14 protein-coding genes are annotated in these 14,031 nt (G+C 62.1%); 6 read left to right on the forward strand and 8 right to left on the reverse strand.

The window, feature by feature from the left end; translation table 11 throughout:
* Both JNK74_10400 and JNK74_10405 read left to right on the forward strand, forming a co-directional pair.
* On the forward strand, positions 1–194 hold a 194-nt coding region (locus tag JNK74_10400; protein ID MBL7646587.1), incomplete at its 5' end, for a hypothetical protein.
* A gap of 287 nt (positions 195–481) precedes the next feature.
* Complete coding sequence (locus JNK74_10405; protein MBL7646588.1) at positions 482–1,897, forward strand: DUF1501 domain-containing protein; 1,416 nt, start codon at positions 482–484, stop codon at positions 1,895–1,897.
* Positions 1,898–1,899: 2 nt separating this feature from the next.
* Here the strand turns inward: JNK74_10405 and JNK74_10410 are convergent, their stop codons facing one another.
* On the reverse strand, positions 1,900–2,547 hold the full coding sequence (locus JNK74_10410) for a carbonic anhydrase (GenBank protein ID MBL7646589.1): 648 nt from the start codon (positions 2,545–2,547) through the stop codon (positions 1,900–1,902).
* Between the two features lie 163 nt (positions 2,548–2,710).
* Between JNK74_10410 and JNK74_10415 the strand changes: the two genes are divergently transcribed.
* Complete coding sequence (locus tag JNK74_10415; GenBank protein MBL7646590.1) at positions 2,711–3,529, forward strand: TIM barrel protein; 819 nt, start codon at positions 2,711–2,713, stop codon at positions 3,527–3,529.
* Between the two features lies 1 nt (position 3,530).
* Here JNK74_10415 and JNK74_10420 read toward each other — a convergent pair whose 3' ends face one another.
* A complete protein-coding gene (locus JNK74_10420) occupies positions 3,531–3,821 on the reverse strand; it encodes a type II toxin-antitoxin system RelE/ParE family toxin (GenBank protein MBL7646591.1) in 291 nt (96 codons plus the stop codon).
* A gap of 4 nt (positions 3,822–3,825) precedes the next feature.
* Positions 3,826–4,089, reverse strand: coding sequence for a type II toxin-antitoxin system ParD family antitoxin (locus JNK74_10425; protein ID MBL7646592.1), 264 nt, complete (start codon positions 4,087–4,089; stop codon positions 3,826–3,828).
* Between the two features lie 186 nt (positions 4,090–4,275).
* On the opposite strand from JNK74_10425, the gene JNK74_10430 reads away from it, so the two are divergent.
* Positions 4,276–5,727, forward strand: a complete 1,452-nt coding sequence (locus JNK74_10430) for a sialate O-acetylesterase (GenBank protein MBL7646593.1) — start codon at positions 4,276–4,278, stop codon at positions 5,725–5,727.
* 394 nt (positions 5,728–6,121) lie between these two features.
* Here JNK74_10430 and JNK74_10435 read toward each other — a convergent pair whose 3' ends face one another.
* The 5 genes from JNK74_10435 to JNK74_10455 all read right to left on the reverse strand — a co-directional run bounded on the left by JNK74_10435 (position 6,122) and on the right by JNK74_10455 (position 11,318).
* Positions 6,122–7,795 (reverse strand): sulfite exporter TauE/SafE family protein, encoded by a 1,674-nt coding sequence (locus JNK74_10435; GenBank protein ID MBL7646594.1) that lies wholly within the window; start codon positions 7,793–7,795, stop codon positions 6,122–6,124.
* Between the two features lie 109 nt (positions 7,796–7,904).
* The gene (locus JNK74_10440) at positions 7,905–8,201 is read right to left on the reverse strand and encodes a hypothetical protein (protein ID MBL7646595.1); all 297 of its coding nucleotides are present in this window, start codon (positions 8,199–8,201) and stop codon (positions 7,905–7,907) included.
* A gap of 138 nt (positions 8,202–8,339) precedes the next feature.
* The gene (locus JNK74_10445; protein ID MBL7646596.1) at positions 8,340–9,266 is read right to left on the reverse strand and encodes a homocysteine S-methyltransferase family protein; all 927 of its coding nucleotides are present in this window, start codon (positions 9,264–9,266) and stop codon (positions 8,340–8,342) included.
* A gap of 17 nt (positions 9,267–9,283) precedes the next feature.
* Positions 9,284–10,039, reverse strand: a complete 756-nt coding sequence (gene kdsB, locus JNK74_10450; protein MBL7646597.1) for a 3-deoxy-manno-octulosonate cytidylyltransferase — start codon at positions 10,037–10,039, stop codon at positions 9,284–9,286.
* Positions 10,040–10,091: 52 nt separating this feature from the next.
* Complete coding sequence (locus JNK74_10455) at positions 10,092–11,318, reverse strand: hypothetical protein (GenBank protein MBL7646598.1); 1,227 nt, start codon at positions 11,316–11,318, stop codon at positions 10,092–10,094.
* 154 nt (positions 11,319–11,472) lie between these two features.
* Here JNK74_10455 and JNK74_10460 point away from each other — a divergent pair, with 154 nt between their 5' ends.
* Together JNK74_10460 and galK are read left to right on the forward strand one after the other, a co-directional pair.
* A complete protein-coding gene (locus tag JNK74_10460) occupies positions 11,473–12,753 on the forward strand; it encodes an L-rhamnose isomerase (protein ID MBL7646599.1) in 1,281 nt (426 codons plus the stop codon).
* Positions 12,754–12,800: 47 nt separating this feature from the next.
* Positions 12,801–13,946: a galactokinase gene (gene galK, locus JNK74_10465; GenBank protein ID MBL7646600.1), complete on the forward strand. Its 1,146-nt coding sequence runs from the start codon at positions 12,801–12,803 to the stop codon at positions 13,944–13,946.
* Positions 13,947–14,031 lie beyond the last annotated feature (85 nt).

The raw sequence follows: 14,031 nt of genomic DNA on the forward strand, positions 1-14,031 counted from the left end.
GGGAAGAGGGAAGAGGGAAGAGGGAAGAGGGAAGAGGGAAGAGGGAAGAGGGAAGGGGGAAGAAGGAAGAAGGAAGAAGGAAGAAGGAAGAAGGAAGAAGGAAGAGGGAAGAGGGAATTAATAATTGTGGATGGGCGATGGGGGGCGGTGCATCGGCGGATGTGTCGCAGGGAGAGGAGCGGTACCCCCACTAACCCCCGCAAGCGGTCCCCCCCTAACCCCCGCAAGCGGTCCCCCCACTAACCCCCGCAAGCGGTACCCCCCGACCCCCGCGGAGTGTTACCCCCCCTACCCCCCCGCAAGCGGGGGGGCGTTTGTCGGAGGTGGTCTTCGCCGCGCCGCCTGCGCTCCCAGCGGAGCCGGTCGACCTCGCGGGTTTGGCTTGCGTTGCGACGCTGAAATCATGTCGGATGGCTGGGCTTCCGCTTCGTTGCCGCCGTGCGTGTCGTCGGGGTAGACTATTCCCTACAGGAGTCGCCCCATGAACCCGCATCACTGCAATCGCTTTGAATCCGCCATTGATCGGCGGGATTTTCTTCGGAAGTCGGCCTTTGGCTTTGGCGCGGCGGCGATGGGTTCGCTGCTGGCGCGGGATGCGTCGTCGTCGGCCAATCCCCTTGCGCCGAAGGCACCCCATTTTCCGGCGAAGGCGCAGCGGGTGATTTTTTTGTTCATGACGGGCGGGCCGAGTCACATGGACACGTTTGACCCGAAGCCGGAATTGACGAAGTATGACGGCAAGCCCCTGCCGGAGAGTTTCAATGTGGAGGGGCTGAGTCTTCAGTTCATGAAGGCGGCGGGGGCGACGTTGATGGGTTCGCCTTTTCCTTTTGCGAAGCACGGCGAGTCGGGTCTGGAGGTTTCGGGCCTGTTTCCCGAGCTGGCGCGGGAGGCGGATGAGCTGGCGGTGATTCGCTCGTGTTACCACGAGTCGTTTATTCATGGACCGGCCCTGGGCCTGCTGAACACGGGCTCGACGTTGCTGGGCCATCCGAGTGCGGGGTCGTGGGTGACGTATGGCCTGGGCTGCGCGGCGGACAACCTGCCGGCGTATATGGTGATGACGGACGGGGCCTATCGCGCGGGGGCGGCGGTGAGCTATGGCAGCGGTTTCCTCCCGGCGATTTATCAGGGCACGACGATGCGCGCGGAGGGCACGCCCATTTCCAATCTGAGTCCGCCGAACGGCGCGGCCCAGCAGCGGGCGATGCTGGACGCGCTCCACACGTGGAACGGGCGCTTTCAGGAGGCTCGCCCCGACGATTCGCGCCTTTCCGCCCAGCTTGCGAATTACGAACTGGCCTATCGCATGCAGACGGCGGCGCCGGACCTGATCGATCTCTCCGACGAGCCGGAATACATCCAATCGCTCTATGGACTGGACGAGAAGCCCTCGGCGAAGTTCGGGCGCATGTGCCTGCTGGCGCGGCGCATGGCGGAGCGGGGCGTGCGCTTTATCCAGCTCTACAACAACGACTGGGACGGCCACGACAAGTGCGCGGACAATCACAAGGCGAATGGCGCGAAGATTGACCGGCCCATCGCGGGTTTGATCCGCGATTTACGCCAGCGGGGCATGCTGGACAGCACGCTTATCGTGTGGGCGGGGGAATTCGGGCGCACGCCGGTGATGCAGGGCTCCATGGGCCGGGATCACAATCCTTACGGCTTCAGCGTTTGGATGGCGGGGGGCGGCATCCGCGGTGGCCAGGCCATCGGCGCGACGGACGAACTCGGCTTCCGCGCGGTGGAGCGCAAGGTGCACGTCCACGATCTTCACGCCACCATGCTCGCGGCGCTGGGCTTTGACCACGAGCAACTCACCTACCACTTTGAGGGCCGCGCCCGCCGCCTGACGGACGTCTTCGGCCATGTGGTGGATGAGGTGTTTGCGTAGCCTCAGGCCGAAGCGCCGTCGGTAAGCTTCTTGAAGCGGCCCAGGTCGGCGCGGTATTCGAGCAATTCGCCTTCGCGGAGGTCGAAGTACCAGCCATGAAGGGAGAGTTTGCCCGCGGTGATCCGTTCGTCGATAAAGGGAAAGCTGTGCAGATTTTCGATCGACAGCAGAATCGCGGCCTGTTCGGCGGCCCGTTGCTGAAACGCCGGGTCCTTCTGGCCGAGTTCGTTGATGATCTGTTCCTTGGCCGGCGCGGCGATGGACATCCAGCGGGATATGAAGGTGCCGCCTTTGGCCTCGCAATTGCCGTTCATGAGGGCGTTGATGCCGCCACACTGGGAATGGCCGAGCACGATGACGTGCTCCACCTCCAGGATGCACACGGCGAACTCCAGCGCGGCGCTCACGCCGTGCTGCCCGCCGTCGGCCACATACGGCGGAACCAGATTGGCCACGTTGCGCACCATGAAAATGTCGCCGGGCGCGCTGTTGGTCAGCAGGGCGGGATCGACCCGGGAGTCGGAGCAGCCTATGATCATGGTTTTCGGGCTCTGGCCATGCTTCAGCGGTTCGAAATGATCGCTGTGGGGTCCGAAGTAATCCTTCTGAAACACCCGGAATCCGGTGATGAAGCGCTCTATATCATTCATGGGTCAGCCCTGAATCTGAGGTTGGTGTGGGTCCACCCCGCCTTGGTGGATTGCGCCCATACGCTACTATCCGGCGGTCCGCCGGATCAATACCGAACGTTATAGTTGACAGTTGATAGTCGATAGTTGATAGTTGATAGTTGTCCATTGAGAGGAGTGTGCCATGAGAGTCTTTGTTCTGCTTGCGTTGTGTGCACTGACCGTTGCGGCGCACGCGAACCCCTTCTTCGCGTTTGACAATGGCGTCGGGCGTGGTGTCTGGACGCCCGAGCAGCAGGCGGATTGTCTGGCGGAGCTGGGCTATGGGGGGATCAGCTATCAGGACGAAGTGGACCTGGACACGCGGCTGGCTGCCTTTGATGCCCGGGGTCTGAAGATTTTCAATGTGTATGTGCCGTGTCATGTGGACAAGGAGCCGGCCTTCAGCGAAGAACTCGTTCGCGCCATCGCGCGGCTCAAAGGCACGGGCGTGGACCTCTGGCTTACGGTGCAGGGCCAGGCGGAAGACGATGTGAAGGCGGTGACGGCTATTCAGGCGATTGCCGATCTCGCGGCGGCCTCGGGCATTCGCGTGGCGCTCTATCCCCATGCGGGCTTCCATGTGGCCACGCTGGACGATGCGTTGCGTGTGGTGGCGCAGGTTGAGCGCGACAATGTGGGCGTGACCTTTAACCTGTGCCACGAGCTGAAGGCGGGCAATGGGGCCCGAATCGACGAGATCCTGGAAAAGGCCGCGCCCCGGCTTTTCTTCGTCTCCATCAACGGCGCGGAGCACGACGGCGACTGGGACCGGCTCATTCAGCCGCTGGGCGAGGGTGCCTTTGATGTGTACGGCGTGCTGAAGAAGTTGAAGTCACTCGGCTACACCGGCCCGGTGGGATTGCAGTGCTACAACGTGAAGGGCGACACCCGGGGCAATCTGGAAAAGAGCATGGCGGCGTGGAAGGCCTATGGCGAGCGATTGCGGGCGGAGCAGCGGTGAGCTAAAGGATATAGAAGAGATTGCGCGCCCCATGAACAACACGCACAAGTTCAATGCCTGTTGGAATCTCACGATACAGCAAGACGTAATTGCCAACGGGGAAAATTCGCAGCCCCGGCGAAATATCTTCTCGCGCCGGACCAAGTTTGGGATTCTTGGCAAGTTTTAGCGCTTTCTCTTCGAACCGATCCAATAGGGCGTCAGCCGCATCTGGATTGTCATGGGCAATATGACTCCAGATACCAATCAGATCTAGATCCGACTTGGCCGTTCTCTTGACCCGCTTAGCCACGCGACTAGATGCCCGCCCGTTTTCGAGCGACTAGCTTCAGGTCTTGGAATGTGGCAATTTCCGAGGGGCCACTGTCGATACCCTCCTGCCAGAGTTCACGCAATTCCAGGAGTTTTTGCTCTCTGATAGCATGATTAAACTTCCAGTCGCGCAGCGCTTCGCGTATTACTTCACTCGACGAGGCGTACTGGCCTTTCTCGACAGCCTCCTTAACCATAGTGGCCAATTCGGTGGTTAGTGCAACGCTTATCTTTTCCACATTCGACATGGCACAAACTCCTTTTTAAGAATGGTAGCAATAATTGCTACTACTGTCAACAGCCGTCGCAGGCCGCTTTTATTGTAAGCATCAACCAAATTGTAACTTGCCATTTGCGTTCCGTCCTCGGCGCGTGCAATCCTTCCCGCTCCGCAGCAAGGCGCGGATTTCGAACGTCTTTTCTGGAGAATTCCCATGCATCGCTTCACCCTCATTCTGACCATGGTCGGTCTGTCTTTCCTGTCGCCAAAGGCATTGGCTATCGATATTACGTCGGGCCTCACGGATTACCAGGTGGTCCAGTGTGACGCCGATGGCTCGGCCACGTTGTCGCTTTCTGGCACGGCGGCGGAGACTGGTGCGCTCGAAGCCCGCGTGTCGGCGGTGCAGAAAGTTGTCGTGGATTGGATGCCCGTGGGCGAGGCCGGCGCCGTGTGGTCGGCATCGGTTCCAACTGTTCCCGCAGGCGGTCCCTACCGGGTTGAGGTGCGGGTCACGGCGAATGGCGCGGTCCTCGCATCCGACGAAGTGCTTAATGTGCTGGTGGGCGATGTGTGGGTGCTTGCGGGCCAGTCGAACATGCAGGGCGTGGGCAACCGGGTCAACGAAGAGACGCTCGATCCGCGCGTCAACACCTATTCCATGAGCTACGAGTGGCGTGTGGCCCAGGAACCTCTCCACACCCTGCCTGAGTCGCCCGATGCGATCCATTTCGATGCCGCCCAGGGCGAAGTGGTGCGGCAGCAGCAGATTGTTGCCTGGCGCGATGGGCACAAGGGCGCGGGCCTCGGCATGGCCTTCGCTAAAGAAATGGTCCGCCGCACCGGGCGCCCGGTTGGCTTGATAGCGTCTGCTCACGGCGGTACGTCCATGCAGGGGTGGGACCCGGCGCTGAAAGATCAGGGCGGCGCTTCGCTCTACGGCTCCATGGTGAAGCAGGTGGCGGCGGCCGGCGGCAAGGTCCGGGGCGTGTTGTGGTATCAGGGCGAGTCCGATGCCAACGCGGAGGCGTCCGCCATCTTTGCGGATAAGTTCAAAGCACTCATCGACGCCATGCGCCGTGACTTTAACAACCCGGATCTGCCTTTCTACTATGTCCAGCTTGGCAGGGTGATCCTGCCGTGGGATGAAGCGTCCTGGAACCGGATTCAGGCGATTCAGTTGAGCACGGTTGCGGAAGTCCCGAATACGGCTGTGGTGCCCGCCGTGGACTTGGGCCTGGACGATGGAATTCACATCGGTACGGCCGGTTTGAAGACCCTCGGGCATCGCCTGGCGAACATTGCCGAAGCGAACCTGTTTGGCGGCAAGGTGCAGGCGGGTCCGCGCGTAGCCGACATGCAGCGCGTGGGTACCGGGTACGGTCAGCACCTGCGCGTGACCTTCAGCGGCGTAAACGGCAAGCTCGTTGTGGCGGGCCGTCCCAGCGGTTTCTCGGTCAGCGAGGGGCCTGCGGGTCCGGTGAAGCCCTGCGTGTTCAACGTGGAGATCGCGCCGGACGATCCGAATGCGCTGCTGATTTGGGTGAACGAATTCCCGGCGGGCGCGCAACTCTGGTATGGACGCGGTATCGACCCTTACTGCAATATCACCGATGAAGCGGGCATGGCCCTGCCGGTCTTTGGCCCGATGGCCATCCCGGAATAGGGAAAACTACCTTACCACGAAAGTTTTGGAGCAGTCGTTGGCCGCAACCAGATTTTTCACCACGAAGGCCACGAAGAGCACGAAGAAGAAAGAGGGAGGAGGGATGGGGATTGAAGCGTTTTACAACCATGAATCCCCATGCAATCCAAGCAAGATGCAAATTGAGCTTGCTCCCCAATTATCTTCGCGTATTCGCGGCTTGGCGTGCGAGACATCAGGAAGACGGCATGCCATGGGGAATTAAACGACTGCCGAAGGCCTGCATCGCCGTGAAAACTCTTCTCTTCGTGTTCTTCGTGCCTTCGTGGTAAAACATTTTGTTGTGGCCGGAGGCAGCGGCAGGTAATCCGTGGTCGCCAACAGCGAGCGAAGTTGCGTGACGTTTTGCGGTGGGCTACCCGAAGCGCAGCACTTCGAATTGGAGCAGGGTCCAGATCACGACCCAGGCGCCGAGGAGGGTTATCAGCGCGGCGGAGCCGAGGGGCAGCAGCCGCAGGAGGGGGTGGTCGGTGAGCTTCTGGCGCTGGAGCAGGCGTGACGCCCGCACCACGAGCAGTCCTATGACGACGAGTACGGCGGCGAGTCCGAGGCTGAAGGCGAGGATGAGCGCGAGACCGTAGGAGAGACGGCCCACCTTGAGGGCCAGCAGCAGGACAATGAGCGCGGCGGGGCAGGGCACTACGCCCCCGGAAATGCCCAGCCACAGAATGTTTCGGTAGGAGGGGGCTTCGCCCGGCTTCAGAGCGAGTATGGCGGGCTCGTCTACGGTGTGCTCGTGACCGTGGTAGAAACGCCAGTCGCCGGGCTTGCCCTGGGCGCTGGCGAGGAGCTGGTGATAGCGCTGGCGAAACAGCAGTCCGCCAATGCCGATAATGATTGCCCCCGAAAGGATGCCCGTCCAGTAATTCACGTCCCTTTCGGAGATCATGTCTTCGAAGTATAGCGTGACGAGTCCGAGCAGGATCACGCTCCAGGTGTGGGTAATGGTGACGACGATGCCGAGGATCAACGCGTGCCAGGCGGTGCCTTGTTCTCCGATCAGGTAGGCCGCCATCACGGTCTTGCCATGGCCCGGCGCAAATGCGTGGCCCATTCCCAGTGCCGCCGCGATGGCAAGGCCGAGCGCCAGAAGCGCGGGTGGGGGGAACTCGTCCCGGCGCACAATCTCGGAAATCCGATCCAGGAGGCGGCTCGCCATGGTCGCACCGCCCTCCCGCACTCCGGTGGATACCTTCTCATCACTCACGCCCTCCGCGACGGCCACGAGCGGCTTCGATTCACCCGGCAGGCCTGGTCTGAGACCGGAGTCGAGGACGGCCCTGGCGATGCCGCCGGCGAGTCCTGTTTCTCCCTGCTCCCTGGCCATCCGCGCCGTGGAGGTCCAGGAGAAATGGCGGAGCGAATCGACGGTGGGCAGGTCGGCGACGTTCACGGTCTGGCCCGGGGTCAAGTGCAGGGTGAATGATGCGCGTCGATTTCCGTAAACAACGACGGGCACCGAATTCTGTTCCACACGCTGTTGCTCGCCCACGATTTCCGGCGCCAGGGTGGCGGTGGTGTCGGCCAGGTCTTCGCCCGGCAGCAGGAGGCACTCGCGGGTTCCCTGCTCATCGGGATAATTCTCCGACTCGAGCTGCAGGGTGAACGGGGCCTCGGGCCAATCGGTCTGCGCTTCCAGGCTCAGCAGGATGTTGAACACCAGCATGGCGCCATTGCCTTCGAGGAGAATGAGTTTGTGCGAGGTTGTCGTGACCGGCATGTCCGCGCCGTCAATTTTCATGTGAATGAAGCGGGCGAGCTGGGGTATGCGCTGGTCCAGATAGGCTTCCACTTCCTCCGGGCTCAACTGGCTGTCGAAGTCGGTATCGAGCATGTCCAACTCGGTGAAGGAGGGGATCTCGGCTACGTCGAGCAGAAAATGGATGGTCGGGCGCGGGGCGCCGCCATCCACAATGAAATACTGATTGATGGAGAAGTCGCCGAGGGGGTGCGCGGCGGCTTTCGTTGAACCCAGGAGAAGAAGGGTAAACAGTGCGGCTATGAATGGGAGAAATAAAAGCGATCTCAAGAGAACGGCTCCAGTGCAGGCCATGGGGGTCGAGGCGCTATTGTAGCGCGCCTCGGAGAGAAGCGCCAATGGCCCGCACCGGAGCACGGAAGGGTTCGTCTAATTGCGGTCAGCGGCAACCGCAGGTGCGGACCTGCACGTAGTAGACTTGATACATCGGCCTGCCGCAATGGTCATAGCCGATGAACGCACGCCGCTGTTGCAGGCTGTAGGAACAACGATGCACCGGCGGACGGTAGACGGGGCCGCAGTGGGCTCCGCCGTAGTACCCGCCATAGTACCCGCCGGGGATGGGCGTGCGAATCACGCGTACACCCGCGTTGGCTTCCGGTGCAACGAATACCGTTACAAGTGCCAGCGTTACGGCCGCCAGCGTCGTCGAGATCCACTTGGGCGATAATTTCATGCTGCTAACCTCCTCAGGCCCTGCCTGATGTTACGTCGATGGCATATGGACGCAGGGCGGACCCCGAATATTCATTGGGGCGGTTCAGCGGATAGCGACGTGACGCGGCGGTTGATGTGAAGGACAGCAGACAACGTTTTACATCCGCGTGGCGCGGCGATCTATCTCATTCCGGAGCACGGCTATGTCCTCCGGGGTTGTGCCGCAGCAGCCGCCGATGATGCCGTGACCCAGGGCGTCGCACAGCGAATCCAGAGAAAGTCCGCGCAAGGGGTGGGGGTAATGCAGGGTCAGCCTGCCCGTGGCATCGGGTTGGCTGCCAGGCTGACCCGCGTTGGGTTTCAGCCAGAGGGGGCGTGCGCCCATTAAGTCACGCATGTCGGTCACGAGCGCGAGCAGACTCCCGGTCGCCGGAACGCAGTTCGCACCCACCATCGCCGCGCCTGCGTCGAGAGCGGAATTGAGGGCCTCTTCCACGGCGTGGCCCGACCACGTGTCGAAATGTCCGGTCGGGCCCTCGCGAAAAGCGAATGAGCACACGACCTCAAGGGTGCATGCCGACCGTGCCGCCTTCACGGCAATCAGCGCCTCTTTGAGATCGGTCATCGTTTCCAGCACGAGAAAGGAAGCGCCGGCGGCCGCCAGATGGGAGGCTTGTTCGCGGTACACCTCGGCCAGCGCGCCGTCATCGGGCTGGGTTCTTCCCGGTCCTCGAACCGGCCCCAACGCACCGGCGATGAGCCCCGAAGGGCGTCTGGTCGATGGGCGTGTCCGCAACGCATTCCGCGCAATCTCGACGGCCCGCGTGTTGATCGCGGCGGTGTTTTCTTCAAGACCGAAGGGTGTCAGTCGGGTGCGACTTGCGCCGAAGGAGTTTGTGGAGAGCATATCCGCGTGTGGGGCATATAGCCCGGCCACTTCCGCCACCGCGTCGGGCCGGCTTAGATTCCAGGAATCCGCGGGCTCTCGCAGCACGTCGAGCCCGCGGCGGATTAGTTCCGTGCCCCAGGCGCCGTCGGCAACCAGAAGGGCCTCCGACCGCAATCGCTCCATCAGTCCCGGCATGGCGGTCGCCCCACGGTTCAGGAGACAATTCCACGTTTGCTCAGCATCTCTTCCAGGCGGTCCAGATCGTCGCTGGTGTCCACGCTGAAGCCGCTCAGCAGGGAGTCTTTACACTGGGTGAGGACGACCTTAATCCGGTAGCCGTGTTCCAGGGCGCGGAGTTGCTCCAGGCGTTCCACCTGCTCCAGCGGCGTGGGGGGGAGCTTGGAGAAGGACTCCAGGAAGTCGCGCCGATAGAAAAACATGCCGATGTGCTCATAGACGCTGTGGGCCTTGTAGCCCCTGGGAAAAGGGATGAGCGCCCTGGAAAAATACATGGCCTCGCTCTTGAGATTGATGACCACCTTGACCACATCGGGGTTGTGGAGGTCGGTGGGGCTGGAGACGGCCCGCATCATGGTGGTCATGGGCAGATCGGGGTCCTGGAGCAGGGGCTCCACCCCCTCCCGGATCATGATGGGGTTCAGAAAAGGGTAATCTCCCTGAATGTTGACGACAATGTCGGCCTCCAGCGACTGGATGGCCTCCGCGAGGCGATCAGTGCCGCTGGCGTGGTTGGGCGAGGTCATGATCACCTCGCCGCCCAGCGCCTCCACAACGTCGGCGATACGCCGATCATCCGTGGCCACATAAAGCGCGTCCAGGATATCCGACTCTTTACATGCTTCATAGACCCGCTGGATCATGGGCTTTCCCAGGATGTCTTCGAGGGCCTTCCCCGGCAGCCGCGTGGAGGCGTACCGGGATGGGATAATACCAACTACTCTGGCCATAGCGTGCAGCATACTCCTCTGCGATCGTCGCGGCCAGCCTCCGGAGAGACCCTCAGGAAGGGTTCTCCCGTTGCCACGCCTCGGGAATGGTCGCGACGCAAACGTTTTCGTCACCCAGCAGGTGCGAAGCAAAAACGACCGACTTGCCGGCACGGTCAAAACCCACGTGGGGGTGGTTACCCTTTCCATAGGTCCGGTGGTTGCCCGTGAGCAATCTTGGACGGGTCGTCTTCCCTTCAAACAGCATGATATCACCATGCCAGTTGTCCGCGACAATCCATCGTCCGTCGTCGCTTCCATCGGCATGCCACCAATTGTAGCGGGAGATTTCCTCGGAAGATCCCCCCTTCCACCAGGCGCCCGTGCCCACTACCCGCACCGCGCCCGTCTTCATATCGAGTAATTTGACGTGCGAAATCTCCGTAGGTTTCGGAATTGTTCCGCCGCAGAAGATAATCTGGTCATTTACCCACCAGGATTCATGGGTTACAAGTTCATCCGGCCATTCATTGTAGGCCGCCCGGGGGTTGCCGTCCCGTGTGTCCACCACCATCAGGCGGGGCTTCCGGCCGGCAAAACTGAGCATAAAGGGGTCGGTATGGCTCCACTGCACGTGCTGTACAACATTGGGCCACTGGGGAAGGCGGCACAACTCCTTCACTTCGCCGCTGGCGACGTCGATGGTCAGAATTGCCGGCACGGGGCCGATCGAGCCCCCTTCCACACCGATGGAGAGGGTCGTGCCCGCGCAATTCTCGCTCAAATTCGTTCCCCCGCCGTATTCGGGCAGGTCTCCGATGACTTTTTCGGTCGCGGTGACTTTGGAAGGGGCCTTGGCCGGGTCGGGGGAGATTTCGGCGCTCAGATCCACGCGCACGATCTGTCGGCCGCGAATGGCGTAGAGCCCGCTGCCGGTCACCGCCGCCGTTGCGCCGCCGAGGCCGCCCACCGTGTCCTGAAAGGTGACCAGTTCACCTGTCGCCGTAAGGTAGGCCATCAGGCCGCCGTTGGCGCGCGCGGAGGTAAAGAGGATGAAGGCGCCATCCTTCGTCCAGGAGTATTCGTGGAAGTAGAGGTTGGAATCCGTGCCCGGATCGGTCGTCAGGAAGGTGAGGGTGGCGCCCGTTTCGGGGTCGTTCATGACCTTGTGTTCCGGCGGGAACACGGTCAGGGTGTGGGTCTGTGCGATTGCCGGGGCCGTCACGAGGGCGGTCAAGGCGGCAGCGCGCAGGACGGGCGAAAGAAAGCGGGAGAACAGGGACGTGGTTGCGGTTGGCATGGTGCGTACTCCTCCGATAGATGCGGGCCAGCTCGCCCGACAGGATAGCACATGCTTCCGTCGGCTTGGGAACGCCACGGTCTATAGGTTAAGATAAGGCCCCGAATTCACCTGCCCACACCAACCACGCCACGCCGATTTACTGGAGGCCAACATGGAATATACCGCCCCCCGGGAAGATGCCGTCAATCAGGCTTACACCCTCGCAAAAGAACGTTACGCCGCCCTCGGCGTAGACACGGAAGCGGCTTTGAAACGCCTCGCCACGATACCGGTTTCGCTTCATTGCTGGCAGGGTGACGACGTGGGCGGATTCGAGAAGGTGGAGAGCGCCAGCGGCGGCGGCATCCAGGCCACGGGCAACTATCCGGGCAAGGCGCGCAACGCCGACGAACTCCGGCAGGATGTGGAGAAGGTGCTGGGCCTCCTTCCGGGCAGGCACCGCTTCAACCTTCACGCGATGTACGCCGAGACGGGTGGCAAGGCCGTTGCCCGCAATGAAATTCAGCCCGAACATTTCAGCCGCTGGATCGACTGGGCCACGGGTCTCGGCCTGGGCATGGACTTTAACCCCTCGTGCTTCGCCCACCCCATGGCCGACAGTGGTTTTACCCTCTCCAGCTATGACGAGGGCGTGCGGAATTTCTGGATCGAGCACTGCATCGCCAGCCGCAAGATCGGCGCAGTGATGGGACGTGAACTGGGCACGCCCTGCGTGACCAACGTGTGGATCCCGGACGGGTTCAAGGATGTGCCGGTGGATCGCCTGGCGCCCCGCGCGCTCCTGCGCGAATCGCTCGACAAAGTCTTTGCCGAGAAGCTCGATCGCAATCACAATCTGGATGCCGTGGAGGCGAAACTTTTTGGTATCGGTTCGGAAAGCTATGTGGTCGGTTCCCACGAGTTCTACATGGGTTACGCCATCGCCAATCAGGTGCTCCTCTGCCTCGACGCGGGACACTTCCACCCCACGGAAACGATCGCGGACAAGTTGTCTTCTGTCCTGCTGTATGTGGACGAGGTGCTGCTCCACGTGAGTCGGGGTGTGCGCTGGGACAGCGATCACGTGGTGTTGATGAACGACGACACCCGCGCCATTGCGGAAGAAATCGTGCGCCACGGCCAGGAAAAGCGGGTCCATATCGGTCTCGACTTCTTTGACGCAAGTATCAACCGCATTGCCGCGTGGACCATCGGCACGCGATCAACCATCAAGTCGCTGCTGGTGGCCCTGCTGGAGCCCACCGCCGCGCTCAAGGCCCTGGAGCAGGCGGGCGACTACACCGCGCGACTGGCCCTGTTTGAAGAACTGCGCACCATGCCCTTCGGCGCGGTCTGGGACTACTATTGCACGGTGCAGGGCGTGCCTGCGGGAGCCGCCTGGCTCGCGGAGGTCAAGCAGTATGAGAAGGATGTGCTGGCGAAGCGAGTATAAGTCCCATCGCCGGCGATTGTTGCCCCGGTTGTTTCGGAGTTTTCATCATGCCCACCACGCAGGCCGTCATCACTGGACATCCCCCGCAGGGTCAGGCCCGCCGCTGGATTTCCCGCGCGCCCGGCCGGGTAAACATCATCGGCGAGCATGTGGACTACAATGACGGCTGGGTGTTGCCCATGGCCATCGAACGGGAAATCCTGATTCGGGCCACCGCCCGGGAAGACCGGAGGGCGCACTTCAGCAGTCGCCAGGCCGGCGAATCGCTGGAGATCGATCTGGACCGGCCTGATATCGCCCATGCGCCGACCTGGGGAAAATACCTGCTCGGTGTTTTGCTTGAGTTTCAGCGGGCCACCTGCGTGGCGCTTCCCGGCTTCGACGGGGTTATTGATTCCACGGTGCCGCTGGGTGGCGGGCTGAGCAGCAGTGCGGCCCTTTGCGTGGCCACGACCACGCTGCTCGAGAAGATCAGCGGACAGCGCCTGACGCCCCTCGACAAGGCCCGCCTCTGCCAGAAGGTGGAGCACGACTATGCGGGGGTGCCCTGCGGCCTGATGGATCAGATGGCCTCCGTAATGTGTCGCTCGGGCCACCTGCTGCTTCTTGATTGCCGCTCGAATGAAGCGCGCCATGTGCCTTTCGGGGATACGGGCATTGCCGTCGTCGTCATTCATTCCGGCGTATCACACAATCTCACGGACGGCGCCTATGCCATCCGGCGGGAACAGTGCGCCGCCGTGCTTCGCCGTTCCGGCCTTTCTTCTTATCGCGATATGAGCGAAGGAGCACTGGAGCGCCTCCGGCCCCAACTGGACGATGCGCTGTATCGACGCGCGCGCCACGTGATCTCGGAGAACAAGCGCACACTTGGCGTGGCCGACAGTATTGTGCGGGGCGACATGGACTCGGTCGGGGCGCACCTCTATGCCAGCCATGAGTCCCTCGCGCGGGACTTTGAAGTGAGTTGTCCCGAGCTCGATTTTCTCGTGGAAGCGGCCCGGGCGCTGGGGCCGGAGCACGGGGTGATCGGGGCGCGTATGACCGGGGGCGGCTTCGGAGGCTGCACCGTCACCCTGGTCCAGAAGGCCTTCGCCGAGCGGGTGGCGGGGACGATTCAGCGGCGCTTTCGGGACGCCTTCGGCCATGAACCGGTTTGCTTCGTTACCCAGGCCGCCGAGGGCGCGGAGTAGTTTTCGGCGGGCCGCACTTGACTTGCGTCGCGGCCTGTAGGATCATGGCTCCGCACCCGGCGCGTTCGCGCGGGTGGTGTGGACC

It is taken from the genome of Candidatus Hydrogenedentota bacterium, from assembly GCA_016791475.1.
GTDB lineage: Bacteria > Hydrogenedentota > Hydrogenedentia > Hydrogenedentales > JAEUWI01 > JAEUWI01.

Excerpts from the sequence above, each read along its gene's own strand:
- JNK74_10405 (MBL7646588.1), top strand. The coding sequence starts at position 482 with ATGAACCCGCATCACTGCAATCGCTTTGAATCCGCCATTGATCGGCGG.
- JNK74_10410 (MBL7646589.1), bottom strand. The coding sequence starts at position 2,547 with ATGAATGATATAGAGCGCTTCATCACCGGATTCCGGGTGTTTCAGAAG.
- JNK74_10415 (MBL7646590.1), top strand. The coding sequence starts at position 2,711 with ATGAGAGTCTTTGTTCTGCTTGCGTTGTGTGCACTGACCGTTGCGGCG.
- JNK74_10425 (MBL7646592.1), bottom strand. The coding sequence starts at position 4,089 with ATGTCGAATGTGGAAAAGATAAGCGTTGCACTAACCACCGAATTGGCC.
- JNK74_10430 (MBL7646593.1), top strand. The coding sequence starts at position 4,276 with ATGCATCGCTTCACCCTCATTCTGACCATGGTCGGTCTGTCTTTCCTG.
- JNK74_10440 (MBL7646595.1), bottom strand. The coding sequence starts at position 8,201 with ATGAAATTATCGCCCAAGTGGATCTCGACGACGCTGGCGGCCGTAACG.
- JNK74_10445 (MBL7646596.1), bottom strand. The coding sequence starts at position 9,266 with ATGCCGGGACTGATGGAGCGATTGCGGTCGGAGGCCCTTCTGGTTGCC.
- kdsB (MBL7646597.1), bottom strand. The coding sequence starts at position 10,039 with ATGGCCAGAGTAGTTGGTATTATCCCATCCCGGTACGCCTCCACGCGG.
- JNK74_10455 (MBL7646598.1), bottom strand. The coding sequence starts at position 11,318 with ATGCCAACCGCAACCACGTCCCTGTTCTCCCGCTTTCTTTCGCCCGTC.
- JNK74_10460 (MBL7646599.1), top strand. The coding sequence starts at position 11,473 with ATGGAATATACCGCCCCCCGGGAAGATGCCGTCAATCAGGCTTACACC.
- galK (MBL7646600.1), top strand. The coding sequence starts at position 12,801 with ATGCCCACCACGCAGGCCGTCATCACTGGACATCCCCCGCAGGGTCAG.